The organism is Archangium gephyra (assembly GCF_049060025.1).
Lineage (GTDB): Bacteria > Myxococcota > Myxococcia > Myxococcales > Myxococcaceae > Archangium > Archangium gephyra_A.
Map to the genome: position 1 here is coordinate 7,585,168 of NZ_JBMEQQ010000002.1, position 26,316 is coordinate 7,611,483.

29 protein-coding genes and 1 pseudogene are annotated in these 26,316 nt (G+C 69.9%); 14 read left to right on the forward strand and 16 right to left on the reverse strand.

Features of this window, described 5'->3' with window-relative positions; translation table 11 throughout:
- From ACN28I_RS33215 to ACN28I_RS33235, 5 genes are read right to left on the reverse strand one after another with little or no spacing between them, the layout of a single operon-like run.
- The gene (locus ACN28I_RS33215; RefSeq protein ID WP_420945922.1) at positions 1 to 891 is read right to left on the reverse strand and encodes a DUF3396 domain-containing protein; all 891 of its coding nucleotides are present in this window, start codon (positions 889 to 891) and stop codon (positions 1 to 3) included.
- Complete coding sequence (locus ACN28I_RS33220; RefSeq protein ID WP_420945923.1) at positions 888 to 1,685, reverse strand: hypothetical protein; 798 nt, start codon at positions 1,683 to 1,685, stop codon at positions 888 to 890. Before ACN28I_RS33220 ends, ACN28I_RS33215 begins: the two co-directional genes overlap by 4 nt.
- A gap of 49 nt (positions 1,686 to 1,734) precedes the next feature.
- A complete protein-coding gene (locus ACN28I_RS33225) occupies positions 1,735 to 2,616 on the reverse strand; it encodes a DUF3396 domain-containing protein (protein WP_420945924.1) in 882 nt (293 codons plus the stop codon).
- Complete coding sequence (locus ACN28I_RS33230; protein WP_420945925.1) at positions 2,595 to 3,395, reverse strand: hypothetical protein; 801 nt, start codon at positions 3,393 to 3,395, stop codon at positions 2,595 to 2,597. Before ACN28I_RS33230 ends, ACN28I_RS33225 begins: the two co-directional genes overlap by 22 nt.
- Before the next feature lie 49 nt (positions 3,396 to 3,444).
- Complete coding sequence (locus tag ACN28I_RS33235) at positions 3,445 to 3,840, reverse strand: type VI immunity family protein (RefSeq protein WP_420945926.1); 396 nt, start codon at positions 3,838 to 3,840, stop codon at positions 3,445 to 3,447.
- On the opposite strand from ACN28I_RS33235, the gene ACN28I_RS33240 reads away from it, so the two are divergent.
- From ACN28I_RS33240 to ACN28I_RS33255, 4 genes are all read left to right on the forward strand, one after another.
- Entirely contained in the window at positions 3,734 to 5,080 is a 1,347-nt protein-coding gene (locus ACN28I_RS33240; protein ID WP_420945927.1) for a hypothetical protein, read from the forward strand. The genes ACN28I_RS33235 and ACN28I_RS33240 overlap by 107 nt on opposite strands.
- Positions 5,081 to 5,115: 35 nt before the next feature.
- Positions 5,116 to 5,574, forward strand: coding sequence for a SitI3 family protein (locus tag ACN28I_RS33245; protein ID WP_420945928.1), 459 nt, complete (start codon positions 5,116 to 5,118; stop codon positions 5,572 to 5,574).
- A 229-nt stretch (positions 5,575 to 5,803) separates the two neighbouring features.
- Entirely contained in the window at positions 5,804 to 6,802 is a 999-nt protein-coding gene (gene map / locus ACN28I_RS33250; protein WP_420945929.1) for a type I methionyl aminopeptidase, read from the forward strand.
- 92 nt (positions 6,803 to 6,894) lie between these two features.
- Entirely contained in the window at positions 6,895 to 8,205 is a 1,311-nt protein-coding gene (locus ACN28I_RS33255) for a hypothetical protein (RefSeq protein ID WP_420945930.1), read from the forward strand.
- Positions 8,206 to 8,273: 68 nt separating this feature from the next.
- Here ACN28I_RS33255 and ACN28I_RS33260 read toward each other — a convergent pair whose 3' ends face one another.
- The gene (locus tag ACN28I_RS33260) at positions 8,274 to 9,377 is read right to left on the reverse strand and encodes an MBL fold metallo-hydrolase (RefSeq protein WP_420945931.1); all 1,104 of its coding nucleotides are present in this window, start codon (positions 9,375 to 9,377) and stop codon (positions 8,274 to 8,276) included.
- Between the two features lie 147 nt (positions 9,378 to 9,524).
- Here ACN28I_RS33260 and ACN28I_RS33265 point away from each other — a divergent pair, with 147 nt between their 5' ends.
- Positions 9,525 to 10,502: a hypothetical protein gene (locus ACN28I_RS33265; RefSeq protein WP_420945932.1), complete on the forward strand. Its 978-nt coding sequence runs from the start codon at positions 9,525 to 9,527 to the stop codon at positions 10,500 to 10,502.
- Positions 10,503 to 10,532: 30 nt separating this feature from the next.
- On the opposite strand, the gene ACN28I_RS33270 is transcribed toward ACN28I_RS33265, so the two are convergent.
- Positions 10,533 to 10,877: a hypothetical protein gene (locus ACN28I_RS33270; protein ID WP_420945933.1), complete on the reverse strand. Its 345-nt coding sequence runs from the start codon at positions 10,875 to 10,877 to the stop codon at positions 10,533 to 10,535.
- A 230-nt stretch (positions 10,878 to 11,107) separates the two neighbouring features.
- A complete protein-coding gene (locus ACN28I_RS33275) occupies positions 11,108 to 11,392 on the reverse strand; it encodes an energy transducer TonB (RefSeq protein WP_420945934.1) in 285 nt (94 codons plus the stop codon).
- A gap of 17 nt (positions 11,393 to 11,409) precedes the next feature.
- Between ACN28I_RS33275 and ACN28I_RS33280 the strand changes: the two genes are divergently transcribed.
- Both ACN28I_RS33280 and ACN28I_RS33285 read left to right on the forward strand, forming a co-directional pair.
- Positions 11,410 to 11,736 carry a hypothetical protein gene (locus ACN28I_RS33280; protein ID WP_420945935.1) on the forward strand — a complete coding sequence of 109 codons (327 nt, stop codon included), beginning with the start codon at positions 11,410 to 11,412 and terminating at the stop codon, positions 11,734 to 11,736.
- A gap of 120 nt (positions 11,737 to 11,856) precedes the next feature.
- A complete protein-coding gene (locus tag ACN28I_RS33285; protein ID WP_420945936.1) occupies positions 11,857 to 12,318 on the forward strand; it encodes a hypothetical protein in 462 nt (153 codons plus the stop codon).
- A gap of 16 nt (positions 12,319 to 12,334) precedes the next feature.
- On the opposite strand, the gene ACN28I_RS33290 is transcribed toward ACN28I_RS33285, so the two are convergent.
- A complete protein-coding gene (locus ACN28I_RS33290; RefSeq protein ID WP_420948762.1) occupies positions 12,335 to 14,047 on the reverse strand; it encodes a metallophosphoesterase in 1,713 nt (570 codons plus the stop codon).
- Positions 14,048 to 14,320: 273 nt separating this feature from the next.
- On the opposite strand from ACN28I_RS33290, the gene ACN28I_RS33295 reads away from it, so the two are divergent.
- Positions 14,321 to 14,755: an acyl-CoA thioesterase gene (locus ACN28I_RS33295; protein ID WP_420945937.1), complete on the forward strand. Its 435-nt coding sequence runs from the start codon at positions 14,321 to 14,323 to the stop codon at positions 14,753 to 14,755.
- Positions 14,756 to 14,759: 4 nt separating this feature from the next.
- Here the strand turns inward: ACN28I_RS33295 and ACN28I_RS33300 are convergent, their stop codons facing one another.
- Positions 14,760 to 15,086 carry a hypothetical protein gene (locus ACN28I_RS33300; protein WP_420945938.1) on the reverse strand — a complete coding sequence of 109 codons (327 nt, stop codon included), beginning with the start codon at positions 15,084 to 15,086 and terminating at the stop codon, positions 14,760 to 14,762.
- A 616-nt stretch (positions 15,087 to 15,702) separates the two neighbouring features.
- Positions 15,703 to 16,758: a hypothetical protein gene (locus ACN28I_RS33305; RefSeq protein ID WP_420945939.1), complete on the reverse strand. Its 1,056-nt coding sequence runs from the start codon at positions 16,756 to 16,758 to the stop codon at positions 15,703 to 15,705.
- A 108-nt stretch (positions 16,759 to 16,866) separates the two neighbouring features.
- On the opposite strand from ACN28I_RS33305, the gene ACN28I_RS33310 reads away from it, so the two are divergent.
- Both ACN28I_RS33310 and ACN28I_RS33315 read left to right on the forward strand, forming a co-directional pair.
- Entirely contained in the window at positions 16,867 to 17,274 is a 408-nt protein-coding gene (locus ACN28I_RS33310; protein ID WP_420945940.1) for an Mpo1-like protein, read from the forward strand.
- 69 nt (positions 17,275 to 17,343) lie between these two features.
- Entirely contained in the window at positions 17,344 to 18,975 is a 1,632-nt protein-coding gene (locus ACN28I_RS33315) for a Sapep family Mn(2+)-dependent dipeptidase (RefSeq protein WP_420945941.1), read from the forward strand.
- A gap of 8 nt (positions 18,976 to 18,983) precedes the next feature.
- Here the strand turns inward: ACN28I_RS33315 and ACN28I_RS33320 are convergent, their stop codons facing one another.
- Positions 18,984 to 19,988 (reverse strand): Rpn family recombination-promoting nuclease/putative transposase, encoded by a 1,005-nt coding sequence (locus ACN28I_RS33320; RefSeq protein ID WP_420945942.1) that lies wholly within the window; start codon positions 19,986 to 19,988, stop codon positions 18,984 to 18,986.
- Positions 19,989 to 20,151: 163 nt separating this feature from the next.
- Between ACN28I_RS33320 and ACN28I_RS33325 the strand changes: the two genes are divergently transcribed.
- The gene (locus ACN28I_RS33325; protein WP_420945943.1) at positions 20,152 to 21,519 is read left to right on the forward strand and encodes a class II 3-deoxy-7-phosphoheptulonate synthase; all 1,368 of its coding nucleotides are present in this window, start codon (positions 20,152 to 20,154) and stop codon (positions 21,517 to 21,519) included.
- A 5-nt stretch (positions 21,520 to 21,524) separates the two neighbouring features.
- Here the strand turns inward: ACN28I_RS33325 and ACN28I_RS33330 are convergent, their stop codons facing one another.
- Positions 21,525 to 23,234: an ATP-binding protein gene (locus ACN28I_RS33330; protein ID WP_420945944.1), complete on the reverse strand. Its 1,710-nt coding sequence runs from the start codon at positions 23,232 to 23,234 to the stop codon at positions 21,525 to 21,527.
- Between the two features lie 139 nt (positions 23,235 to 23,373).
- Positions 23,374 to 23,580, reverse strand: a pseudogene (locus ACN28I_RS33335) (RsbRD N-terminal domain-containing protein); the annotation flags it as partial.
- A 237-nt stretch (positions 23,581 to 23,817) separates the two neighbouring features.
- On the opposite strand from ACN28I_RS33335, the gene ACN28I_RS33340 reads away from it, so the two are divergent.
- Together ACN28I_RS33340 and ACN28I_RS33345 are read left to right on the forward strand one after the other, a co-directional pair.
- Entirely contained in the window at positions 23,818 to 24,543 is a 726-nt protein-coding gene (locus ACN28I_RS33340; protein ID WP_420945945.1) for an ornithine cyclodeaminase family protein, read from the forward strand.
- Positions 24,544 to 24,565: 22 nt separating this feature from the next.
- Entirely contained in the window at positions 24,566 to 24,781 is a 216-nt protein-coding gene (locus ACN28I_RS33345) for a hypothetical protein (protein ID WP_420945946.1), read from the forward strand.
- 22 nt (positions 24,782 to 24,803) lie between these two features.
- Here ACN28I_RS33345 and ACN28I_RS33350 read toward each other — a convergent pair whose 3' ends face one another.
- The gene (locus ACN28I_RS33350) at positions 24,804 to 25,061 is read right to left on the reverse strand and encodes a hypothetical protein (RefSeq protein ID WP_420945947.1); all 258 of its coding nucleotides are present in this window, start codon (positions 25,059 to 25,061) and stop codon (positions 24,804 to 24,806) included.
- Positions 25,062 to 25,276: 215 nt separating this feature from the next.
- Here ACN28I_RS33350 and ACN28I_RS33355 point away from each other — a divergent pair, with 215 nt between their 5' ends.
- Positions 25,277 to 25,552 (forward strand): hypothetical protein, encoded by a 276-nt coding sequence (locus ACN28I_RS33355; protein ID WP_420945948.1) that lies wholly within the window; start codon positions 25,277 to 25,279, stop codon positions 25,550 to 25,552.
- Here the strand turns inward: ACN28I_RS33355 and ACN28I_RS33360 are convergent.
- Positions 25,549 to 26,295, reverse strand: a complete 747-nt coding sequence (locus ACN28I_RS33360) for a hypothetical protein (RefSeq protein ID WP_420945949.1) — start codon at positions 26,293 to 26,295, stop codon at positions 25,549 to 25,551. The genes ACN28I_RS33355 and ACN28I_RS33360 overlap by 4 nt on opposite strands.
- Positions 26,296 to 26,316 lie beyond the last annotated feature (21 nt).

The window sequence follows — 26,316 nt, forward strand, 5'->3', positions numbered from 1 at the left end:
TCAGTCGAGGAAGCGGCGCTCCCAGCGGCGCATGTCCTCGGCGGAGAACTCGTGCCAGCGGTAGCGCTCGTGATGGCGCCAGGGCTCCAGCACGCGCGCCAGCTCGCGGTGGAGGGGGAGGTGCTGGCCCTGCTCGGTGTCACCCGCTTCGGGCCAGGTGCCGAGCGTGACGACGGCCCGGTCTCCATCCATCTCCTGGACGGTGATGTCGGGGGAGGAGAGGCGGGAGCGCATTCCGGCCGCGCCGCCCAGCTCGCCGAGCACCGGCTGGCCGAGGAAGGTGAGCCAGTGGGCACCGCGCACGCGCGTGCCGACGTCCCCTGAGGCGTTTGCCAGGATTTGCACGTCCATTCCCGGGTAGCGGAAGCACCAGGGGCGGAGCTGCTCCGAGACGCCCAGCAGTTGCATCAGCGCATTGATGGCGAGACCGGCGTGGCCGGAGTTGAAGGGCAGCGGAGCGGCCAGCTCCAGCGCGAGCTCTCGCACGTGGGTGGGTCCGTGTTTCTCCAGGTACTCGGAAGGCAGCCAGAAGGAGACCGCGCTCACCTCGTCCGGATTCTTGACGAACAGGGGCGCCTCGAGTGGCTTACCATAGTACTCGAATTCGTACTGACTGGCGCCACTCGGCGTATCACTCAGCTCGACAATGGGACCGCTGCGCTCGTGCAGTTCGCTCCAGATATGGGCCCAGCCGGTGGTATCCAGTTCCTGCCAGTCGCCCTCCTGGTCCACGTACCACCCGAGTGCTTGTGGGCCCACCGCGCGCACGTACGTTTCCAGTGAGCGGATGACTGCCTGCGCGATGTCCACGTGGGAGCGGCGCATGTAGAAGCAGATACTCAGGCCCTCGCGGGCCACGAGCGCGCCATGCTCCGCATGGACTCTGATCAAAGGGACTCGACCCATCGGATGACTCTCCATATCGGTGCCACGAGGTGGGGCCCCACCTGGAAAACCTCGCGGTACATCCTCCCTTGAGTCGAACCGTAATAGGGGTGCCCTTCTGGATACTTGTTCCACGTGGGATCGTTGCTGAACGGACAGGGGAACTTGAAGTCGTAGATGGCCAGTACCTCGAGTGGATTGCCCGAATGGATGACCACATCGGGGACGAGCGTACCCTCCAACTCGTCGCCGCAACCCTGTTGACGGAGAACACGTGCCTCCTCGCGGCTGACCAGTTGCTTTTGTCCAGTCTGGGAGTCATGGCGGTAGCGTTGCTCCAGGCTGAAGCGCCCTGGAATCAGTCCGCCCAGCTTCGTTTCCGTGCACTGGCGCGCCAGGGAGTGCTTCTCCCTGCCCAGTTGCATGGCCCGTGTCACCTTCTTCCCACACGGGTCGGTTCCTGGAAGCTCCTCCTGGCATTGCGCGCGGGAGGGGCTCTTGCCGCCGAAGCGTTGGAGGTTGACCTCGGCGTTGGCCCACTCGACGCACTCCACCAGGGCTTGCTCGATGTCGGACCGGGTCTGGCGGGTGAGCACCCAGAGTGTCGCCGCCTCGGCCCCGCCCCGGATGGCGGTGGGAACCACGGCCTCCTCGCCCGCGACGGTGGCGCAGTACAGGGGGTTCTGCCGGCAGGCGCTCGTGGCCGAGTCGACGGCGTAGCCCGCCGAGCCGCAGCCCATGAGCAGGGCGCTCACGGCGAGCAGCGCTTGTCCTGGCCGGACCTTCAGAGGAACTGGCATGGGGTTCTCCTGGCGAGCACCGGCGCGGTGGACTCTCGCACGGTGGGCGTCAGTCGAGGAAGCGGCGCTCCCAGCGGCGCATGTCCTCGGCGGAGAACTCGTGCCAGCGATAGCGCTCGTGATGGCGCCAGGGCTCGAGCACGCGCGCCAGCTCGCGGTGGAGGGGGAGGTGCTGGCCCTGCTCGGTATCACCCGCCTCGGGCCAGGCGCCGAGCGTGACGACGGCCCGGTCTGCATCCATCTCCTGGACGGTGATGTCGGGAGAGGAGAGGCGCGAGCGCAGGCCGGCCGCGCCGCCCAGCTCGCCGAGCACCGGCTGGCCCAGGAAGGTCAGCCAGTGGGCGCCGCGCACGCGCGTGCCCAGATCTGCCGAGATGGAGCCCAGGCCAAAGGCATCCAGCCCTGGGTAGCGCAAGGCCAACGACTGGAAGTCCGGGGGAAGGTACAGGAAGTTGAAGGCGAGACCCGCGTGGCCGGAGTTGAAGGGCAGCGCGCTCCCCAGCTCCAACGCAAGCTCGCGGACCCGTCCCGGGCCATGCTCGTCGAGGTACTCCGTGGGGAGCCAGAAAGCCACTCCACAAACGGAGTCCAGGTCGTTGCTGTCGAAGCTTCTGCCCCGGTATTCAAACAGGTACCTGCTGACGGCATCGGGCCTTTCGTATAACTCGACGATGCCTCCACCCGATTCGCTCAGCTTGTTCTGGATGACCTGCCATCCCTGGCCGTCCAACTCCTGCCAGTCGCCTTCGGGGTCCACATACCACTCGAGCGCCCGCGGCCCCACCGCGCGTAGATAGGTCTCCAAGGCCTGCCTGACGTCTTGTGCCACTTGCTGATGGGAGCGGCGCATGTAGAAACAGATGCTCAATCCTTCGCGCAGCACGAGTGCGCCATGCTCCGCGTAGCGTCTTATCTCTGGGATTCGGTCCATCGGATGATCTTCCATAAGGGGGCTACGAGGTCGGGACCTACTCGCAGAATGTTGAAGTACGCATCACCCTGATTGGGGGTGCCCCTGGAGGAGCGGCCGCCGTACTCCATCCACCTGGGATAGTTGCTGAACGGGCAGGGAAACTTGAAGTCGTAGACGGCCTGGACCTCGAGTGGATTGCCCGAATGGATGACCACGTCAGGGACGATCGTACCCTTGAGCTCATCGCCGCATCCCTGTTGACGAAGGGATCGAGCCTCCTCGGAGCTGACCAATTGTTTCTGCCCGGTCTGTGGATCGTACCGGTAGCGTTGTTCCAGGCTGAAGCGCCCTGGAATCAAAGCGCCCAGCTTCGTTTCCGTGCACTGGAGGGCCAGGGCGTGCTTCTCGGTGCCCAGCTGCATGGCCCGTGTCACCTTCTTCCCACACGGGTCGGTTCCTGGAAGCTCCTCCTGGCATTGCTCGCGTGAGGGACTCTTGCCACCGAAGCGTTGGAGGTTGACCTCGGCGTTGGCCCACTCGACGCACTCCACCAGGGCTTGCTCGATGTCGGACCGGGTCTGGCGGGTGAGCACCCAGAGTGTCGCCGCCTCGGCCCCGCCCCGGATGGCGGTGGGAACCACGGCCTCCTCGCCCGCGACGGTGGCGCAGTACAGGGGGTTCTGCCGGCAGGCGCTCGTGGCCGAGTCGACGGCGTAGCCCGCCGAGCCGCAGCCCATGAGCAGGGCGCTCACGGCGAGCAGCGCTTGTCCTGGCCGGACCTTCAGAGGAACTGGCATGGGGTTCTCCTGGCGAGCACCGGCGCGGTGGACTCTCGCACGGTGGGCGTCAGTCGAGGAAGCGGCGCTCCCAGCGGCGCATGTCCTCGGCGGAGAACTCGTGCCAGCGATAGCGCTCGTGATGGCGCCAGGGCTCGAGCACGCGCGCCAGCTCGCGGTGGAGGGGGAGGTGCTGGCCCTGCTCGGTATCACCCGCCTCGGGCCAGGCGCCGAGCGTGACGACGGCCCGGTCTGCATCCATCTCCTGGACGGTGATGTCGGGAGGGGAATGTACCGTCAGAGGCTTCCCATAGCGTTGCCCCTCATGCACCCAACCCGTGGGGAGTGAGGAGGCGCACATGCGCGGCAGGTGGAGTGGGCTCGCGTTGCTGCTGGTGGTGCCCTGGCTGACGGGCTGTGTGACCCGGCCCGAGATTCGTCTGGACACGGGCCAGGGTCTACCCATCGTCCATACGTCTCCGGCCGCCGAGCCCCCGCCGGTGGAAGTCCGCCAGGAGGAGTTCGTCCAAGCCCTGACGCGACTCGTGTTGCACACGCGGTTGACGCTCTCTCCGCCGCCGAGGGACCGCCGGGTGGTGCTCGCCTCATGGGGAGGGGAGCGGGATGCGCTCCAGCGGATGTTGCACAGGCAGTGCTCGCCCTTGGAGCCGCCGGAAGGATGCCTCGCACTCCCGGGGAACGCGCCGGCGCTGGAGACGCTGGAGCGCATGAGGCTGGCCCTCTCGTTCGCCATGGACAGCGTGTGGGAAGGGGCGAGGGTTCCCCTTGGCGAGCTCGTCGATCCGGTGGCCTTCAAGGTCATGGTCTACACGGCGATGAGCACCTATCTGCTCACGCTGATGATGCCCGACCCGGTGACGAAGGGCTTGGCGGCGGTGCTCACGGTGTACCTGGTGGCGTACCTGGGGCTGGGGCCGGTGTGGTCCATGGTGGAGGCCGGGTGGAGATTGCTGGAGGAGTCCGAGCGGGCCACGACGCTGGAGGAGTTGAAGCGAGCGGGCCGCCGGTTCGGCCGGGTGCTGGGGGACAACGGCATGCGGGTGTTCCTCCTGCTGGCGACAGCGGCCATCGGGGGGCAGACGAGCTTCGTGGGCAGAGGACCCGGGTTGCCCGGATTCCGTCAGGCGGCGCTGGCCTCTCCGGCTCGCACCCGGGTGAGCCTGGAGGCGGCGGGGCAGGTGAGGACAGTCGTACTGGGGGGACGGGCGCTGGTGGTGGGCCTGGCGCCCACGGCGGTGGCTTCCAGTGCCATGGGGCCTGGCGGCGGCGCGCCCCCCAGGAAGGGCAGCCTCACCGGGCGGCCCTCCCGGCCCGGCCCGGATGCCGACGCTGAAACCAAGAGGGGAATCGCGCGTGAAAATGAATCCGCACGGGTCCTCGCGGAGAATGGCTACCACGTGGAGCAGAACCCCCCACGCAGGAGCAATGGCAAGGAACCTGATTACAAGATCGACGGAGAGTACGCGGACTGCATGGCGCCTTCCACGCCGAGCGCACGCAACATCGCCGGGCGCATCAAGAAGGAAAAGGTCGATAGGGGACAAGCCGACAGAATCATTCTGAACCTCGATGACAGCAGCGTGACGATCGAGGCGATGAAGCAGCAACTGTTGGATTGGCCCATTCCTGGCCTCCAACAGGTCATCGCCATCAAGGATGGTAGGGTCATCCTCCTGTTCCCTTGACGGGCCTGGACAGCACCATTCCGGGAGGCATGCACATGGGTCTCGACTACGTCCTTGATGTGTCGACGGACATGAAGCGGGCGCAGGCGCTCGGCCTGCTCGCCGAGCGCATTCCGGAGCTCCAGTGGAGCGAGGAGAACAAATCCCTCTATGCGCCAGACATCATCATCACGGTGCTGGAGCTGGGCAGCGAGGGGGACTCCATCATCGAGGAGAGCTTTGGCTTCAGGCCCAGCCTGTCCGTGGGATTCCGCTACCCCTCCAACCGGGATTACGAGAACTTCGCCAGGACGATGCTGCGGGGGGCCTTGCCGTTGTTGGAGCAGGGCCGCGACGGCGTCCTCCTCTTCAACGGGGAGATCATCGTCCTGCAGCGGATGGAGGGGCGGTTCGTCTTCAACGCGGACTACCGCCTCTACCGTGACGAGCACTGGCTGAAGGCCAACGTCCCCGTGCCCTTCGAGCGCCGTTCCCTGCCCTCACCGCTGCTCTGAGCGCACCCGTCAGGCCGCGGGGGGAAGACCGGGTCGCCGAAGATTCCGATCTTGAAGGAGCGCTCGGCCTTGGACGCCGAATGCCACGAGCAACGTGTCGTGGGCCGAGCCTCGCATGGTGGGCAACAGAGCAACCCACCCGCCACGGTGTGTCCTGTCGGTCGAACCCACGGGGCAGGCAGCCGAGAAGGCGTGCGCGGTCCGGTCCCAGCGGCTATAGGTCGAGGGTATGAACGACGTTTCCACTGTGCGGGTCGCACCCGCGGTGTTGCCAAAGCCGAACGACCCGTGCTGGTGCGGCAGTGGCACGAAGTACAAGAAGTGCCACCGGGGCGCGGATGCCGTGGATGCTCGCAAGCGGGGGCCCGAGTCTTCCTCGCGGGGCATCCGGCCGGGCGTCATCAGCCCCATGCGCACCGTGCCCGTCAGCATCCCGCGTCCGGACTACGCCGTGTCGGGGCGCCCCGCCCGCATCTTCCCTCCCTCCGAGGTGAAGAGCCCGGACGTCATCGCCCGCATGCGCCTCGCCTGCAAGGCCGCCGCCGAGGTGATGGCCGCCACGGCCGCCCACATCCGCCCCGGCATCACCACGGATGAGCTCGATGCCATCGCGCACGAGGAGTACGTGCGCCGCGGCGGCTACCCCAGCCCGCTCAACTACCACGGCTTCCCCAAGTCCATCTGCACCTCGGTCAACGAGGTCATCTGCCACGGCATCCCCGACAACCGGGCGCTCGAGGACGGCGACATCGTCAACCTCGACATCACCATCTACCTGGACGGCGTGCACGGCGACACCAATGCCACCTTCCCCGTGGGCAGGATCGACCCGGAGAGCGAGCGCCTCATCCGCGTCACGCGCGAGTGCCTCATGCAGGGCATCGAGGCGGTGAAGCCCGGCCTGCCCATCAACGTCATCGGCAAGGCCATTGAAGCGCACGCGACGAAGAACGGCATGGGCGTGGTGCGCGCCTACTGCGGCCACGGCATCGGCGAGCGCTTCCACACCGCGCTCCAGATTCCGCACCACTTCGATCCCGAGGCGAAAACCATCATGGAGCCCGGGATGACGTTCACCATCGAGCCGATGATCACCCTCGGCCACTGGCACCACCGGGTGTGGGACGATGGTTGGACGGCGGTGACGGCGGACGGCAGCCGCACGGCGCAGTTCGAGCACACCCTGCTGGTGACGGACCAGGGCGTGGAGATCCTCACGCAGGCGTAGTCCGCTCCTCGCGGACGTTGCGGCGCCGTGCATGGTAGAGGTGCCGTTCCTCCAGGACTCTCCCCCTGGAGGAACATTGAAGAAGTGGCTCATTGGAGCGGCGCTCGCCTGCGGACCCATCCTGTCCACCCCGGAGGCCCACGCCTCCGAGGCTCGCGTCGCTGCGCGTATCCCTGCTGGCCAACGATGACGACCTGAAGACCTCCGACTTCGGGCACCTCTCCCACCTGGGGCTGAGCGTGCGCTCGCCCGAGCTGGGCTCGGGGCTGCGGGCCGAGGCGGAGGTGTCCCTGTTCCTGTCCGCCTCCAGCGGGGGGAACGTGGGCTTCCGGGACAACGCCAGCTTCCTCCGGCTCGTCTGGCGTCCGGAGTCCTGGGGCGAGGCCGAGGGCCTGTCGTTCTCCGTGCTTCCGCTGTCGTCCACCCGGCTGCACCTGGGTTACGAGCAGCCCGCCACGTGGGGACGCGCCATCTACGTCGGCGGCAGGAACGGGTTGGGGGGCGTCCCGGGACTGGAGGCGAGGCTCACGCGCGAGCACTGGTACGCCTTCGCCGCCGCGAAGAGCGTGGTGGGCATCAACCACCTGGCCCTCGAGGCCGAGCGGCTCGCGATGGTGATGGCCGGCGCCGGGGTGGATGTGTTGCCCCTGTTGCGCCTGGAGGCGGCCGGGGCGTTCGTCCAGCATGGCGTCGTCGAGGCGCTCGCCAATCTGGGCCGGGAGGAGCGTGCGTCCACCCGGGCCGTCTCGGGCCGCGTCCTCTTCCACCAGGGGGCGCCCATCGGTCCCAGCGTGGACTTCTCGCTCTACCGGCAGCAGCCCGAGGTCTTCGAGAAGCTCTTCGCGCCGGAGGTGTACCCGGGCGGTGTCTCGGCGGCGGTGTCCCTGGAGGCCACCTTCCTGGAGCAGACGCTGTTGGATCCACGCTCGTCCGAAGGCACCATGGCCGGGCAGGGCGCGGAGGCGGCCGCGTTGCAGGCGAGGCTCAAGGTGGACTTCCTGCGCGTGCACGCCCTGGCGCTCCATCGCTCGGCCACGTTCATCACCTCGGAGGTGCCAGGGCTCCCTCCCTTCAAGTCCTTCCCCGAGGGCTCCGGGTTGCAGTCCGAGCTGCTCCTGTCGGCGGGAGCGGACTACCACTTCCCCGGGCCGCGCCTCACCCCGGGTCTCGTGGTGCGGGCGGTGTGGCCCGCCGCGTTCAACAACGCCAACGTCCTCGGGGAACCGGGCTTGATGCGCAGGATCGCCATCCTGCGCGGACCCTCGGAGGCTCTCCTTCCTGCCGCTCGGGCGCGAGCGCCAGCCCATCCTGTTGGCGAAGGCCACGCTGCGCTGGGAAGCTCGGGAGTGCCTTCTCCGCTATTGGCGAGGTGTTCTACACGCGGGACCCCAACCACACCGTGACCGAGGACAGCGACACCGGCATCCCCGAGATCGTGCTGCGGCCCTCCTCCACCGTGGGCTTCTCCGCGCTATTTCAGGCCCGGTTCTGAGTGCGCGCCAAGAGGGACTGCCACGCTGGCGCCGCGGACGGACCGCCACCACGGCTCCACGGCCTCCACGCGCGAGGGCTCCACCGGGACGCCCAGCTTGGGCATCACCAGGCGCACCCGCTGCTCCTGCCCCAGCCGCACGAGCGTCTCCGCCGGGTCATCCCACGCGTGGATGGCGAGGTTGAACGTGCCCCAGTGCACCGGCAGGAAGGCGCCGCCGCCGAGCAGCTCCAGCGCCTCGAGCGCGTTCTCCGGCCCGAGGTGGATGTCGCCCCACGCCGGGTGGAACGCGCCCACCTCCAGCATCACCAGGTCGAAGGGCCCGAGCCGCTGACGGATCTCCGCGTACTCCGGCGTGAGCCCCGTGTCGCCGCTGAAGAAGACCTTGTGCTTCGGGCTCTCGATGACGAAGGACGACCAGAGCGTGCGGTTGCGGTCTCCCAGGCCCCGGCCGGAGAAGTGCTGCGAGGGCGCGGCGGTGAGGCGCAGCTCGCCGCGGGGAAGCGTGGCGGACTCCCACCAGTCCAGCTCCGTGATGCGCCCGTGCGGCACGCCCCACGCCTCCAGGTGCGCGCCCACGCCCAGGGACGTGAAGAAGGGCACGTCCGTGCGCGCCAGCTCGAGGATGGTGGGGTGGTCGAGGTGGTCGTAGTGGTCATGCGAGACGATGACCGCGTCCAGCGGGGGAAGCTGTGAGAGCGGCACCGGCACGGGATGAAAGCGTTTGGGCCCCGCGAAGGACCACGGGGACACGCGCTCGCCCCAGACGGGGTCCGTGAGCACGCGCAGCCCATCCACCTCGAGCAGCACCGTCGAGTGTCCGAGCCACGTCGCGCGCAGCCCCGTGTCCACCGGCCGCGCCCACGTCGCCAGCGGGCTCTCGAAGGGCAGGGGCCCGGGCGGCGTCCGCTCCTTTCCGCCGAGGAAGAACTCGCCCATCGTCGAGAACGCGGTGCCCGGCTTGAGTCCGGGGCCCACCCCCGCGGTGTTCTTGAAGAACCCGTCCAGGAAGCGGGGCGAGGAGCGCATGCGCTCGAGACGGAGGCCGTGGGCCTTCCCACCGAAGACGGAACCCTTGGGCATGTCGCGGGTTTAACGCGGGGCCCTCTCGCGTGCCAGGGCGTGTCCGTGGAGCCACGTCCCTCGTGTCCGGCCGGAGGCGGCGTCTGCCCAAGGCCTTGAAATTCAAAGGCATTGTGCCCGGGCTCGCCGGTTGCACTGCGAGCGGGCATGTCCAACCCGCTTCGTTCCGAGTTGATGCGCGCGTGGGCCGGTGCTGCCGTGGCCCGCGGCCTCCTGCTGCTGGCGCTCTTTGCCGGAAGCGCCCACGGCGAGCCGGTGACGCGCCGGTCCGCATCGCCCTCCACGTTCCACTTCGTGGTTTCGGCCGATGACACCTCCTATCTGGTGCTGGCCGATGTCGAGAAGGGCGCGGACCTGCCGCCCCACGGGCCGTTGCGCCTGACGGGCGAGGAGTCGCTCCCGAGTGTCATCGCGGAGGTCTCCGAGGCCCACCTCCCGGCGGACCTGCGCGCCTGGAGCAAGCGCAAGGTGGTCGTCGACGAGCGCTGTCATGCGACCGTGTCTGGGTTTGCCCTCGTGGTGCGTCTGGTGGGCCGCCCGGACTACGCTGGCATCAACGATTCCGAGTGGACCGCCGACACGGTCTTCTCCGCCGGCCAGAAGGTGCTGGCGGCTCGCCTCGACCGCTGCAAGGGCACCTTCGCCCGCGCGGCCAGCGCCGCACCGATCCGGGTGGCGCGGCCGGCCGTGAACGAGGAGGCCGTGGCCGCGGCTCGCGCCGATTTCCTCGCGTCCGAGGTCATCGTCCAGGCCAGGAAGGAGCAGGCCGAGGGCGGCGTCACGGGGGCGCTCGAGCAGGTGTATGCGCCGCACGTGGTGACGGTCCGGCACCCCACCACCGGCGAGACCTGGATTTCGCTCCACCTGCGCCTCGGGGAGGCGGGGTGCGGCGACCCCCAGGCCAACGTGTGGGGCCTCTACCGCGTCACCGCGCGGGGCGTCGAGCGGACGCGGCTCCGCCTTCTCGCCCCGCAGCAGACCCTCGACGCCTTGCTCGATGTCGACGGGGATGGGCAGTTCGAGCTGCTCATCCAGGATGATTTCGGCTTCAGCCGGGAGCTTCGCTCCGGTGAGGACAAGGTCATCCGCCGCGTCACGATGCCCATCTACGAGTGCCTCTGTTGACGCGGGCGGACGGGCCCACTTCCGGGCCTGCTACTTGTTGGCGATCGCGAACTGGTGGAGCTTGTTGATGTTGCTCGAGCCGCATCCCTGGACGCTGCCCGCGATGATCTTCCCGTTCACGAAGGCGTCACGGATCAGCGCCAGCTTGGTCTCGGACTGCGCATCGGCGAAGTCGAAGGTGAGGTTGTAGTTCGCGAAGGCGCCCGTGCACGTGCCCTTCACCCCGCCCTCCACCTGCACCAGCACCTGCCCGTCGTTCATGAAGATATCCACCACCTTGCCCTTGAACGCGGGATTCGGGGGCAGAGCCACCGCCATGGCGGGGATGATGGAGGCCAGCAGCGCGGCGGCAACGAGGGTCTTGTTCTTGTTCATGACATGTCTCCTGTTTGGGGGAACCGAAGCCACGCCGCTCCAGGGTTGGAGCGGCGCGGCCCGTGTCTCCCTTGAGCAAGCCCCGGGCCACGCTCCCTGGCTGGAGCCGCCCCTCTGAAGGGCCTGCTCCGGCTCGTGCGAGACGTGCCGATGACGCGTCACTGGCGCGTCAGGAGCCGCGTTGGACGTGTCGTGAACCGATTGCCGGGTTCAGGTGCCGCTGGCGCGGCTCACCCCGTGGGGATGCGCACGACGAAGGTGTAGTCCACGTCGAGCGGTTTGCCCCGAGCGGTGACGGGCGTGACCCGCCAGGTGGACAGGGCCTCGAGCAGCTCCTGCTCCATATAGGGCAGGCCGTTGAGCAGGCGGCAGTTGGTCACCCGGCCTTCACGCGTCACCACGCAGCGCACCAGGGCGGTACCGCGCACGCGCTCGGCCCGGGCCTCCGCGGTGAGCTGCGGCTCCCTCCCGCTCACCCGCTGGGGGCGCGTCATCGCCGACGGCTCGAAGGCCACGGGCTCGCCCGTCCCGAGTGCTTCCCGCTGGGGCCTGCGGAAGCTCGGGCGCCCGGGCGGCCACGGGCGCCTTCGCCTCCGTCTTCACCTCGGTGGTGGGGGCGGGCCGGGGCGCGGCGCGCCTCACGGCCTTGGGGCGCTCGGCCTTGGCCACGGGCGCTGGAGTGGGCTCGGGCGCGGAGTCCGGCATCGGCTGGGCGATGGGCTCGGACGCGGGCAATGCCGAGGTGGTCGCCCGGGAGGCCGTGGCGCACCCGGTACCACCCAGGGCGAGGCTCACGGCCAGCAGGCAGAAGAGGGCAGGGCGAGGCTGCACGGAGAGGAGCGGGCCAGTCATGCAGTAATTTTACACCAAAACGGGCCGGGATGCTGCGAGAACAACCTGATCCTCCCGGAAATCCGGAGGAGCCGCTGTATGGGATTCAGGGTCCAGGTGGGTGTTATGGGAAGAGAGGAGGTGGCCCATGCCACTGCGACGAGACATCCCCTTGTTCCAACTCGCGACCGAGGATGGGCACGAGCGCGGTACGCGCAAGGCCTGGCAGCGGCGGGAGATGGTGGTGGCGTTGCTGCACGCCAATTGTGAGGCCTGCCAGCGATTGCACGCGGAGCTGGAGGCGCTGGCCCCCGGGTGGCAACAGGAGGAGGTGGAGGGCTTCACGGTGATGATGCCCGGCCAGCCCGGGGAGCCGGTGTTGCCGGGGGCGCTGAAGGACGAGCAGGGCACGGTGACGTGGAAGCTCGCGGAGTGTTTCGGGCGCGTGCCCGGGACGGCGGTGGTGGCGGTGGCCAACCGCTTCGGCGAGCTCTACGGGGTGGTGGACGTGCACGGCCAGCCGACGGCGCGGGTGCTCGGCGAGGCGCTGGAGTGGCTGGACCTGGCGCAGCGCCAGTGCGGCGAGTGCTCCGCGCCGCTCTGGGAGTGAGCCCTGATGGAGGGCCTCAAGGGCGCGGGCTCCGGGGCGTCACGCGCACGGGGGGCTCGATGAGCTCGGGCGGGGTGGCCCGGGGGTCATCCGGCTCGTAGGCGGGCGCGTAGGGGCCGGCGTGCGTCGCCTTCCACTTGCGGGGCACGTGCTGGAGGCCCACGGGGAAGACGGTGAGCTGGCCGTCCTTGTCGATGCGCAGCCGCAGGAAGTTCTTCCAGTCGGCGATGGCCAGCGAGATGAAGGCCTCGTTGGAGTGGGCCTTGAAGCCGTTGACGCTCACCATGAGGTACAGGCCCATGATGAAGGGCCCGACGAGGAAGCCGCCCAGGAAGGTGAAGAAGGCGCCCAGGAAGAACTTGGCCCACACGTGCATCCACCCGGCGGCGCACAGGGTGGCCCCGGGGACGAGGATGGTGTTGCCGGGGAGGATTTCCTGGCAGATGCCCAGCACGCTGGCGGTGAAGTACATGCCGCCCCAGGCCACGAAGAACGCGGCGAGGACGTGCGCCAGGCCGTGCAGTCCGCCGGCCAGGAAGCGCCAGCGTCCGAAGGCCTTGTCCGCGAAGCCCACGAGGCCGCCGAGGGTGGCCAGTCCCAGGGTGAAGGACCAGGGGCGCGTCACCACCGAGGAGGCCACCGCGGAGAGCACCTCGTCGATGCGCGTCAGTCCGTAGCCGCCGATCTCCGTGTACGTCGCCAGCGCGAGCAGCAGGTAGAGCGCACCCGTCATCAGCCCGAAGAGGGGGCTGTGGCGGATGAGCAGGAGGTTCTCCCACGCCAGCTTCCGGGAGGTCTGCTCGTCCGGGAAGCTCGTCTTGTGCACGTACCCGTCGCGCAGCCGCCGGGCCGCCGGAGCGTGGGTGGGGTGGAGGAAGGCGCCGCCGCCGCCCGCGATGATTTTCTGCCGGCCCTCGGGGCCCTCGTGGCGCCGGTAGTGGTGCAGGTCCCCGGCGAGGAAGAGGCTGATGCGCCGGCCGAACACCTTCTCCTGGAGGTAGTCGAGGTTGTTCTCCAGGTAGCCGCGGCGCCGGGAGGTGGCGGCCATGACCCATGCGGGCTCGGCGTTGCAGAGGATGATGCGATCCTCGGGGCCCATGTGCTCGGCCACCTGGCGGAAGTACTCCACCTGGGGCACGTCGATGTCGCTGTCGAGCTGCACGTCGGTGCCGACGAGCCACCAGCCCTGGGGCAGCTTGAGGGCGAAGTAGCTGCGGCTCTGGCGGGTGCGACGGCCGGCGAGCCAGCGGTTGGCGCAGAACAGCCGCATGAAGGCGGACAGCCCGTCGTACCAGTCGTGGTTGCCGGGAATGGCGAACAGGTCCGGGCTGGGCTCGGGGGTGCGGCTCAGGGCCTCCTCGTAGGGCTGAACCAGCCGCTCCTCGTACATGTCGCGGCTGGCGCCCGGGTACACCTGGTCCCCGCCGAACACGAGGATGCGGCCGCGCTCGAGGGCGTGGGACTGGCCCTGAGGGTCCTTCACCTCGAGCGAGGGCAGCGCGAGGAGCCGGGCCACGGCGTAGGTGGAGTTCCAGCCGTCGCCGGTGTCCGCCACGTAGTCGAGCCAGAAGTCCTCGCCGGGGGACTCCTGCGAGTAGTCGAAGTAGGACGGCTGGGGGCGCACCACGGCCTCGACGAGCCGGTGGTCCGCGCGAGCGCCGAAGACGGCGGCCACGAGCGCATCCAGGCCGGTGCGGATGAGCATGGACGGGTGGAGCCAGCGCACCATGTCCGCGTGCTGCTCGGGCTTCGTCGCGGTGCCGGAGTCATCGGGCGTGCCGGCCTCGTGGAGGGAGAAGTCGCTGGAGGGCGCTTCGTGCGTCTCCGCGGGCTGGGGCTTCTTCGCGGTGGCGGGCTCGTGGGGTGTCACTGGAAGCGACGGTCCCCCAGGCCCGCGCTCCGGTCAACTCCCCGGCCCGAGGGTGAGGTGGCGGGGGAGCAGGCGAGCGGGCTGACGATTCCGGTTGCCCGGGGGGCGCCCGACGTGATGCATGACGAGGCCATGAATGAATTTCCCATCACCGTGCGCTTCCCCGTGCAGTGGGGCGAGATGGACGCGTACGGCCACGTGAACAACGCGCGCTACTTCACCTGGTTCGAGGCGGCCCGGATCGCCTACATGGCCCGGGTGGGGCTGGTGAGCACCGAGATGCAGAAGCCGGATGGAGGCGTGGGCCCCATCGTCGCGGCGACGAACGCGGAGTTCCTGCGCCCGGCCGTCTTCCCGGCGGACCTGGTGGTGGGCGCGCGGGTGACGCGACTGGGCAATACCAGCCTCACCATGGAGTACGCGGTGGAGGATGCCTCCACCGGGGTGCGCTATGCGCGCGGCGGAGCGGTGCTCGTCACGTTGCGCTACCCCACGTACGACAAGGTGCCCGTGCCCCCGGAGATTCGCGCCGCCATCGAGGCGCTCGAGGGCCGCGTCTTCGAGTGAGGGCCTACGGCGAGGGGGTGGCGGAGGCGCGGGGAGTTGGTACGCACCTCCACGGCTCCTTGTCCGTCTTGCGGTGGCAGGTGAAGCCGGGCTCGCAGGATGAGGCGTCCTGGGGAGTGCAGGAGGGGTGGCACCGGTACTGGTGGCAGACGGTGCCCTCGGGGCAGGGAGGGGCGCCCTGGCCGCAGCCCGAGAGGCACTGCATCCACACCGCATCCACCGGCTGCGGATAGTCCTGGAGCAGGCAGCGCTGGTCCTGGGGACAGGGGCTCTGCTGACAATTCCGGCCATACACCGTGGCGCAGATGGAGGCATGCCTGCCTTCGAGCACGGGTTGGTCCAGGGCAACGCACCGCTGCCCGTCAGGACAGGCCCGGTCCTCGCAGGTGGGTAGGCAGGAGGGGCCGTCCGCTGGCCCCTCCTGACAGAAGAAGCCCTCGGGACAGGAGGAGGAGTCCTCCGGTTCGCAGCGGCGGCCACAGCGGGACTGGCAGAGCAGATCCTTTTCGCAGGCATAATTGCTGCTGGACGCATGCGCCAAACACACCTCGCCTTCTTTGCGCATGCCTGTCAGCGAGCAGACACGGATGGGGTCCTCATTTGAGGTAGTGGTCTGGGTGCGGCAGACGAATCCCTCTCGGCATTGCAGATCCGTCATGCATCGGCTGTCTGCGCAATAGCGGCTCATCGTGTGGGTGCTGAAAAAGCACCGGAGGGGCGACTCGCAGTCCCTATCCGAAACGCACGATTGCCCATAGGTGAGCAGGCTTCGGCGTTGCTCGTCGGAGAGCATGGGGATGGGCGTCTTGCCCTGCGCGTGCGGCAGGTTCGTGCCCTGCTCGAACATGGCGGCATGGAGCAGCCACGCCAGAGGCAGCGTCAAGAGGAGGCCGGACAGGGCCGCCAGGAGCGAATGCCATCGCATGGGTGTTTGAGCGTCTCGGACACTACCCCCCGCGGCGTGCGTCCGCCGGAGCGTTGGGGTGGCGCTGCAGCAGTTGGCGCAGCTGCGGCTGCCGACGCACGGCCTCCTGTTTGAGCAGGTGGACGATGAGGGCCGGTGGCGCCGCGCTCCAGCGCGCGATGTTCTGGATGAGCATGGGCGAGCGGTAGGTGCGTCCGCACAGCAGCGCCGCCGTCTTGCCGTCCACCGCCAGCCCCACCAGAGAGGCCAGCACCCGGCCCTCCGTGTTGAGGATGAGCTCCACGCGCTCCTCGGCCGGCGCGGTGTTGAAGCGCGTGCGCATCACCTCGCGCGCGGTGCGGCGCGTGCCCTCGGGCACGTCCCGGTCCATCGCCACCTTGTACTGCTCCATCAACCGGCGCCCACTCCACAGGCGGCGGAAGAGGCTCGAGGGAAGCTGCGGGTTGCGCACCAGCCAGCGGCGCACCCCGGCGTCCGACGCGAAGGCGGCGCGGCCACACAGCGCCTCCAGTCCCACCGGGTTGTGGTGGTGCCGCGCGATGAGCCGCGCGTGCCCCAGTCCCACCCGCATGTTCTCCAACACGGACTTGATGACCGCCGGTACCGGGTCGAAGCAGAAGGCGGACAACTCCGGATCCTCGGCCCCCCGGGCCTGGCTGGCCCGCTCGTCCTCGGGCAGCGGGTGCAATCGCCGCTCGAACAGTTGCCTCCAGTTGCCCGCGGCGGCCTCGGCCGTGGCGTCCTCGGGCTCCTCCTCCTCCTTCGGGGGCTCCTCCTCCCCGCCGGGCAGGGGCTCCTCACCTCCGGCCTGTGGCCCCTCGGACGTCGGCCCGGTCCGGGGCGAAGGCGGGGCGGGTGGTGGCGAAGGAGCGGGAGTGGGCGCAGGTAGCACCGCGCCGTGCTCGACCAGGCGGGCCAGGATGGCCTGGATGCGCTCGGGGGGGAAGCCGGTGAGGGCGGTCAGGTGCCGCACGGGCGTGAAACCGTCCAGCCGCGACAGGACGAAGCCCTCCTCCGGCGTGAGGGGGAGCTTCGCCAGGGCGGCCGAGGGAATGGGCTTGGGCGTCCAGTCGTTCACGATCCGTCTTCCCCGAGTGCCTCAACCCTAGGCCGAATGACAGCATATCGCCAAAGAGACGTGGCGGAGGGTTGACGAATGGGGAGGCTCCGGACGCACAATTCATCTATGACCGAGCGCATCCCGACCTACGCCGAGTTCTGGCCGTACTATCTGCGTGAGCACTCGCTGCCCATCACGCGCTGGTTGCACTTCCTGGGCACCTCGGTGGCGGTGTCGCTGGGCGTCACCGCCGCGCTGACGGGCAAGGCGTACCTGGTGCCCTTCGCGCTCGTGTCCGGCTACGGCTTCGCCTGGGTGAGCCACTTCACCCTCGAGCGCAACCGCCCGGCGACCTTCAAGTACCCGCTGTGGTCGCTCTTCTCCGACTTCCGCATGGCGGGCCTGATGCTGGTGGGCCGCCTGTCCAAGCACCTCGCGCGCGCGGGCGTCCGGGACGAGGACGACCAGTCCGGAGGTCATTTGCGGCGGGTGCCGGTTCCGGTTCCGGTCCGTACCCGCCGCAACGGCCGCTGACACGCGGCACTCCCTCCGGGGAACAGGCGCCCGGGACACGTCCTGGGCGCTGAGGTACACCGGGGCGCGATGCGTACCTCACTGCTCGCCGCCCTGTGCTTCCTGCTTCCCTCTCTCGCCCTCGCCGGTGATGCCCGCTGCAAGGGCTCGCCCCGGGCTCGCGCCGCCCGCTTCTCCGAGAAGCTCCTGAAGGGCAGGCAGCCAGCCGAGCGCTACGCCGAGTACGTCCGTGCCTGCTCGCTGGACGCGGTGGTGGAGCTCACGAAGTCGCTCGTCCGCTTCAAGACCGTCAGCAGCGAGCTGCCCGCGGCGAAGAGCCCGGAGATCGCCGCCATGGGCCGCTTCCTGGAGCAGTGGGCCCGGGCGCACGGCCTGGGCTTCCGCACCGTGGGCGACAACGACGTCTTCGAGCTGTCCTGGGGCGAGGGCGAGCCGCGGCTGGGACTCGTCTTCCACGGCGACGTCGTCCCCGCGCCCGCGCACGAGTGGAAGAAGCCTCCCTTCGAGCCGTACGTCGCCAAGGGCCGCCTGTATGGCCGCGGCGTCGAGGACGACAAGGGCCCGCTGGCCTCCACCCTCGTGGCGCTCGCGATGGCGAAGGAGCTGGGGCTGAGCCCCGCCCAGGGCAAGGTGCTCGTCATCATCGGCAACGGGGAGGAGAGCGACTGGAGCGGCATGGCGCGGTACGCCGAGACGCAGAAGCCGCACCCCACGCACGTCATCTCGGTGGACTCGAACTTCCCGGTGGTGGCGGCGCAGGGAGGCTTCGTCGCCTGGGCACTCGAGGCCGCGCTGGGTGCGCCGCCCGCGCAACCCACGCCGGGCCAGCTGCGCGCCGTGGACGTCACCGCCGGCGAGTTCCTCACCCAGGTGCCCGGCGCCGCCACGCTGAAGCTGGAGCCCGCGGGCCTGGAGCCGGACAAGGCGCTCGCCGCCGTGCGGGAGGCCGTGGCCGCGGTGCGCACTGTGCGCCCCTCGCTCCGGGCCGAGGTGAAGCAGGAGGGCCCCCGGCTCGTCCTCACCACCCACGGAAGGGCCGTGCACGCCTCGGTGGCGGAGGAGGGCGCCAACGCCCTGTGGGACCTGGCCGCCGTCGCCGCGAAGCTGCCGCTGGAGCCCAATGGCATCGAGGCCATGCTGCGCGTGGTGGCCGAGCGCTTCGACGGGGACCACTGGGGCGAGAAGCTGGGCGTGGCCTACGAGGACGCGCTGATGGGCCGGCTGCTCGTCGCGCCCACCGTGTTGCGGGTGAAGGACGGCAAGGTGGGCCTGGGGGTCAACATGCGCCGGCCCCAGGGCAAGGACTCCGCGGCCTTCCACGCCTCGCTGGACGAGGCCGCGGCCCGGCTCGAGCGCGACACCGGTGGCCGGGTGAAGGAGCTGAAGGAAGTGAAGGGCGGCGAGGGCGGCCGCTACGTGGGGGACCCGCATGTGGCGGACACCTCGGGGCCGCTCGTCACCACGCTGCTCGACATCTACAAGCGGCACCGCGAGGCCCCGGACGCGAAGCCCCAGTCCGTGCGCGGCGGCACCTATGCGCGCCTCTTCCCGCGTGCCGTCGACTTCGGGCCCGCCTTCCCGGGGGACCTCTACACGGGCCACGCGCCGGACGAGTCCATCTCGCTCGACAACCTCGACGCCACCACCCGCATGGTCGCCGAGGCCCTCCACACCCTGGCCCTCACGCCGCCCGCGAAGTGAGCTGGGAGTTACTGAGCCAGGTCGTCCAGCACGTCCGAGAGCGTGCTGGCCTTCAGGGCGCGATCGAACCAGCGGTCCAGGGTGGCCAGGTCCATGCAGGAGAGGATGCGTTGCCGGGCCTCGTCGGTCACGTGCACACCGCGTGCGGCGAGAATTCGCAGCACATCCTCGGCGCGTCCTTCCGCACGGCCCCGTGCCAACCCCCGCCGCATCCCCCGGTCGATGAGCTTCTCGCCCCAGCTCCGCATCAGCTCCTCCGCGCGTTGCGCATCCACCACCGAATGTAGCACCCGTCCCGTCACCCTGCGGGCCGTGTCGTCCCCGATATAGAGCAGGTAACGGACGGCCATCCGGAGGTTGTCGGCGCCGTCGGGGGCGGCCTGCACCTGAGCGAAGAGCGCCATCCACTCCGGTATCCGCTCGGCCAGCTCCTCGGTGCGCCCGTAGCGCAGAGCCAGCCATGCCAGCCGGACCAGGGGCGGGCCAGGACGCGCCCTCAGGGCCTCCTCCCGCTCGGCCGTCAGGTCATCCAGCAGGTACTCGAAGCGTGGCACCAGGGCGCGCCAGCGCTCCCACTCCTCTCCCTTTTCCGGCAGGTCGAAGAGCTCCTCCACCCGGCGCGGCGCCGTCCAGGTCTCTTCCGCCCCGTGGTACATGACGAGCGGGATGATGACGGGCAACCGGGTGCTCTCCGGGTGCTCCTGCCGCCACAGGTCCACCGAGCGCACCACGTAGCGCAGCATGCGCCACGCCATCCACCGGTCCACCGAGGACTGGTGTTCGAGCAGCATGTACAGCAGCAGCGGGTGGCCCGTGTGCAGCCGCGCCGAGAAGAGCAGGTCGCTCTCGGTCTTTCGCAGCTCCGGGTCCACCACACTGCCTGGCTCCTGCCGCAGCGTGTCCCAGTCCACCTCGGAGACGACATGCGCGGGCAGCACGGCGCGCAGCTCGGCCGCGGCCCGCTCGGGGTGGCCGAAGGTGTAGCGGACGAAGAGGTCATGAGGTCCGGACATGCCGGTGGCGCCCCAAGCACGCCGTGGGCCACGGGCTTCCCAGAGGGAACCTGCGACCCACCCTCGTCCGCCCCGGGCTCCCGCCATCCCGCGCCCGGGACAGGCTGGAAGAGGCGGTGCGGCAAGCGGGTGATGCACCCGGTGTGATATTCCTGACCTTCGCATGAGCACCTGGTCCCCCACTTCCTGGAAGACGAAGACCATCACCCAAGACGTCCGCTACGAGGACCCGAAGGAGGTGGAGGACGTCGTCACGGCGCTCGGCCGGCTGCCTCCGCTGGTCACCTCCTGGGAAGTGGAGCGGCTGCGCGAGCTGTTGGCGGATGCCCAGCAGGGCCGCCGCTTCCTGCTCCAGGGCGGAGACTGCGCCGAGTCGCTCTCCGACTGCCGTCCGGACATCATCACCAACCGGCAGAAGATCATCCTGCAGATGTCGTTGGTGCTCATCCACGGGGGGCACCGGCCCGTCATCCGGGTGGGGCGCATCGCCGGCCAGTACGCCAAGCCGCGCTCCAAGCCCACCGAGGCGCGCGGGGGCGTGGAGCTGCCCAGCTACTTCGGGGACCTGGTCAACCGGCCGGAGTTCACCCCCGAGGCGCGGCGGGCGGATCCCCGGCTGATGCTGGCCTGCTACCACCACGCGGCGATGACGCTCAACTTCGTGCGCTCGCTGAGCGACGGTGGCTTCGCCGACGTGCACCACCCCGAGTACTGGGACCTGAGCTTCTTCCGGCAGGCCGCCGTGCCGGGCGAGCTGCGCGAGGAGTACGAGCAGACCACGCGCAAGCTCAGCGAGGCCCTGCGTTTCATGGAGGCCCTGGGCGAGCGCACCGTGGCGGACCTCACCCGCGTGGACTTCTACACCAGCCACGAGGGCCTCAACCTCCATTACGAGTCGGCGCAGACGCGCCAGGTGCCGTGGCGCAAGGGCTGGTACGACCTGACGACGCACCTGCCGTGGATTGGCGAGCGCACGCGGGCGCTGGACGGGGCGCACGTGGAGTTCTTCCGCGGCATCCGCAACCCGGTGGGCGTGAAGCTGGGCCCCAGCGTGTCCCCCGCGGACGCCGTCCGGCTGGCCGAGCAGCTCAACCCGGAGAACGAGCCGGGCAAGCTCGTCCTCATCACCCGCATGGGCGCCCAGAAGGTGGCGGATGCGCTGCCCCCGGTGGTGGAGGCCATGCGGCGGGCGGGCCGGCTCGTGCTGTGGGTGTGCGACCCGATGCACGGCAACACCGTGAGCACCTCCTCCGGCATCAAGACGCGCAACTTCGATGACGTGCTGCACGAGGTGGAGCGGAGCTTCGACGTGCACGAGCAGCTCGGCTCCTACCTGGGGGGAGTGCACTTCGAGCTCACCGGAGAGGACGTCACCGAGTGCATGGGCGGTGCCGTCGGCATCACCGAGAAGGACCTGGAGCGCAACTACGCCACGCTGTGCGATCCGCGGCTCAACTACCGCCAGGCCCTGGAGATGAGCTTCCGCCTCGCCCGGCGCATGAGCCGCCTGCCCCGCGCGCCCGAGCGCTGAGCTCGTCAGAGGGGCGGCGTGGGGGGAGTGCCTCGCGGCAGATGGACCGTGAAGGTGGTGCCCTCGCTCCTCGTGGACCGCACCTCCACCTCGCCTCCGTGCGCGCGTGCCACCTGCTGGACGATGTAGAGCCCCAGCCCCACGCTGCGGGTGGCCGCCTTGCCCGTGGTGCCTCGCCGGAAGGGCTGGAAGATCGCCTCCCTCAGCTCGCCGGGAATGGGCTCCCCATCGTTGTGCACCGAGAGCAGCACCTCGTCCCCGTTCTCGCGCACCTCCATGCGCACCGGCGTGTCCGGCCTCCCATGGTGCAAGGCATTGGTCAGCAGGTTTCCCACCACCTGCGCCAGCCGGTCCGCGTCCCACCACCCCCATCCCTCTCCGCTCACGGCCAGCTCCAGCCGCCGGCCCGGATGCGCCACCTGCAACTCCTCCATCGCTCCCCGGGCGATGTCGTGCAGATTCACCCGCTCGCGCAGCACCGGCAGGCCACCTCCCACGCTGCTGCGCGCGAAGTCGAGGATGTCGCTGAGCATCCGCGCCATCCTCGCCGCGCTGTTGCGGATGCGCTCCACCGCGCGCTGCGCCCCATCGCTCATCTCCTCCGTCCGCTGCAGCAGGTAGGCCGAGGCGCTGATGGCGTTGAGCGGGTTGCGCAGGTCATGCCCCAGCACGCCGATGAGCTGCTCGCGCAGCTCGCCGGAGCGGCGCAGCTCGGCTTCCACCTCCTTCTGCGGGGTGATGTCCACCACCACGCAGCCCAGTCCCAGCACCTCGCCGCTCTCGGTGCGCACCGGGTAGTAGCTGCCCAGCCAGTAGCGCGTGGGGCCATTGCAGTCCGCGCCGTGGCTGACGAACTCGTGGTTGGACATCGGCTGGCCCGTCTCCAGGATGCGGCGGAAGATGGGCTCGTAGAGGTCCGCGACCCAGCCGGGCACCACGTCGCGCACCCGCTTGCCCTGGTGGAACTCCACCGGGTGGCCGTGGATGTTGGCCAGCGTCTCGTTGATGCGCAGGTAGCGCAGCTCCCGGTCCAGGAAGGCGATGCCCACCGGCGAGGCCTTCAGCAGCGTGTCCAATTGCGCCAGCGAGCGCTGGGCCTCGGCCCGGCTGAGCCGCTCGCGCTCGGCCAGCTCCGCCTGCACGATGAAGCCGGTGGCGCGGGTCACCAGGGCGCGGAAGAGCAGCTTGTCCGACTCGCTGAAGTCGAAGACGGTCCGCGAGGCCATGTGCGCCACGCCGATGAGCGTCTGCCCCTGCATCAGCGGAACGCTGTAGACCGCGCGCAGGCCCAGCGCGCGGATGGGCTCGTAGCTCAGCAGCGGGTGGGTGGCGACCGAGCGCACCGAGCGCGGCTGCCGCCCGGTGGCCACCTGGCCCGTGAGGCCCTGCTCCAGCGGCATGCTGAAGCCCTCCGCCAGCGCCCGTTGCGCCCCGAGCCCCGCCGCCGCGCGCAGCCGCAGCCGGTCCCCCTCGCGCAGGAGGATGGACGCCCCGTCCACCGCCACCGCCGTCTCCATCAGCACCTTGAGCAGCCGCGGCAGGAAGGTGTCCAGGTCCTCGCTCTCGAGCGCCACCCGCGATACCCGCTCCAGCGCCCGGAGCATCCGCTCGCGCACGTGCGCGTACGTGGTGATGGCGCTGATGATGCCCTGGTCGATGCCCTCGTCGAGCAGCTCCAGCTCGGTGAAGTCCGGCCAGTGGCCCGAGCGCTCCATGAGCCGCAGGATGCAGTGGCGCAGCAGCCCGTACTCCAGGGCGATCTCCCCCGGCTCGAAACCGAGCTTCCAACCGCTGCAGGCCGTGCTCGCCGGCGATGCCCTGGGGGAGCACGGGCGACCCTTCCCCCTGCGCGTGCTCCGCCGCGTCCGCCAGCCGGTCGAGGAACTCGGGCATCTGGTTGCGCAGCGCGAAGGTGTCCGGCCCCTGCGCCGGGTGGCGGGCCCTCATGGCGCGCTCCCAGTCCGAGAGGATGTCCTCGCGGTGCCGGCGCAGGAAGTCCGCCAGCCGGTACTGTCCACCGGGCTCGGGCCCGGGCGGTTGAGGTGGCTCCTGATCCCTCATGCGCGCTCCCCCAAGGCGACCCCCCGCGGACCGCCTTGAGACTGCTCATGGTGGAATGTCACGGCCTCGTACCAGCGAACCAGGAGGAGGAGCCCGGGAGTCGTAGGGCGTTCCCCTCACCCGGCGGCGAGGCCTGCCGGCCCTGCGCGCCCCGGCTGCCCCTCCTCGGAGGGCAGGCGCCGCTCCCCTCAGACGAAGCCCCACCCGGGGGAGGGGAAGGGTTAGGTTGGAGGCAAGATGAGCACGCTCCTCCTCAACCGCAGTGATGTCGTCCGCCACATGGAGGCCCTCACCCTCCTCTCGGAGATGCGCGAGGCCTTCCGCGCGGACGCGGAAACACGGCCGGCCGAGCCCCAGCGCGCCCGGGCCACCCTGCACGGCCAGGGCAGTGCCCTGGTGGTGTTTCCCGGCACCCTGGCCGGTATTCCCGCCTACACCGTGAAGGTGCACGCGAAGTTCCCCGGCCGTACCCCCGCCATCCAGGGAGTGGTCCAGTTGCATGACCTGGAGACGGGGGCGCTGCTGGCGGTGATGGACTCGGGGCACCTCACGGCGCTGCGCACCGGGGTGGTGGGGGCGCTGGCCGCGGATGTGCTCGCGCGGGAGGACGCCGCCCGGGTGGCCCTCATCGGCGCGGGCGCCCAGGCCTCCATGCAGCTCAAGAGCCTGCGGCTGGTGCGCAGCCTCAACCACGTGCGTGTCTTCGACGTGGACGTGGCGCGGGCCGTGGAGTTCTCCGCCCGCATGTACCACGCGCTCAACCTGCCGATGCGCCCGGCCATGTCGGTGGAGGAGGCGGTGGAGGACGCGGACATCGTCATCACCGCCACGCCCTCGCGCGAGCCCTTCCTCTTCCCGGGCATGCTGCGCGGCGGCTCGCACGTCACCGCCCTGGGCGCGGACGAGCCGGGCAAGGCCGAGCTTCTCCGCCGGGCTGCTGCGCCAGTCCACCTTCTTCTGTGACAACCGGGCGTTGAACGCCGCCATGGGCGCCCCCGCCGGCGTGGGCCTCGGCGAGGACATCATCCACGCGGAGCTGGGCGAGGTGCTGGCCGGCAAGAAGCCGGGGCGCACCGATGCCGGACAGGTCACCCTCTTCGGCGCGGTGGGCCTGCCCTTCCAGGACCTGGTCGCGGCCTGGCACATCTACCAGGGCGCGCGCCATGACGACTCGGTACAGCGCGTGGACTTCGGCGCCTGAGCCGCGCGCCCGGAGCCGGACCTCAGTGCGTGGTGCGGCGCGCCGGGCGGGAGATCTCCCGGGGTCCGGACAGGAGGCTGTCGGGGCCGTGGTTCAGGTACACCTCGTCCGCGATGACCTCCCGCACGTCATCGAGCGGCACGGCGTAGTCCTTGCGCCAGACGAGCAGGCCCTTCTCGACGATGAGGCCTTCGTCCGTGACCTCGACGACATGTCCGAGTTTCTCGCCCCGGTGAGTCCAGACCACCATGCCCTCGTGCAGCTCCGAACGCTCCACCATGTGCCCGCTCCTCCTCGCTCTGGAGGGACCGCCGGGCGGCGGCCCCGGACACTCAAGCTAGGGTCGTAGCGTCTGCCCGTCACCGGGCGGGCAACCGGGCTCGCGCGGAAGGTTGGCCGGTGCACGGAGGCGGCGAGCGGCCCGGGGCGCTGTGTCGTCTGCCCTCCCATGCCCATCTTCCCCGGGTCTGGAGGTGAATAATGATGGTGGGCTTCATGGCTTCGAGGACCGGACGTTGGACGCGCATGCTGGCCGGCGCGTCCCTGGTGGTGGGCGGCCTGTCCACGGGCTCCGTCAAGGGTAAGCTGATGGCGCTGGGGGGGCTCGTTCCCCTGCTCGCGGGTGCCTTCGATGTGTGTCTCTTCGGTCCGCTCTTCGGCCTGCCGCTGAAGGGGGAGGCCATCCGCCGCAAGGTGGGGCTCATCGGCGAGGACTCGCTGCTGCCCCACCCGCCGATGCCCCTGACGGAGCGCCCCACGCTGCTCCACTAGGAGCGCACGCCGAAGGGGATGGAGAGGGTGGCGAACTGCTCGCCGGTGCGCGCGTCCACCAACCGCGCCTGGAGGGTGACGGTGCCCTCGCGCTCGCTCACGTTCTGGAAATAGAGGAAGCCGGTGACGGTGCCGCCCGTGTCCAGCGTGCCCTCGGGCAGGGCGTTGCGCAGCATGTCCCGGGTGGGCAGCGGCTCCGGCGCCGGGCGGTACCAGGACGAGTAGGGCCCCCAGAACGGATCATAGAAGCCCGGCCCGTACCAGGGATCATAGAAGCCCGGGCCGTACCAGCCCCGTCCCCACGAAGGGCCCCAGGCGAACGCGCCCGGACCCCAGCCCCAGTGGGAGCGCACGCCCACGCCCACCGACAGGGCGACATCGCCCTCCTGGCCCGAGCCGCCCACGGCGGCGGTGCCTTCGTCGCCGAGCTGGAAGGGGGAGAGGGCGGCGTACTCGAAGTGGGAGTTGCCCTTGAGCGTGAAGGACTCGTACTCGATGCGCAGGGGCCGGCCGCTCCGGTTCTCGAGGCGCACCCGCACCGGGGTGACGATGCGCTCGAGGTCCGAGGGGACGCCCTTCCACGCGTCGCCATCGGCGACCAGGCGCACGCCTTCGGCTTCGGCGATGGCCGCGCCGGCCTGGGTGGTGGGGGTGCTCGGCAGGGGCTGCAGGGTGGTGGTGGAAACGCAACCCGCGGCGAGCAACAGCGCCGCGAGCGCGAGCCAGGCAGTGCGCGTCCGCATGGGGGTTCTCCTCCCTCAACA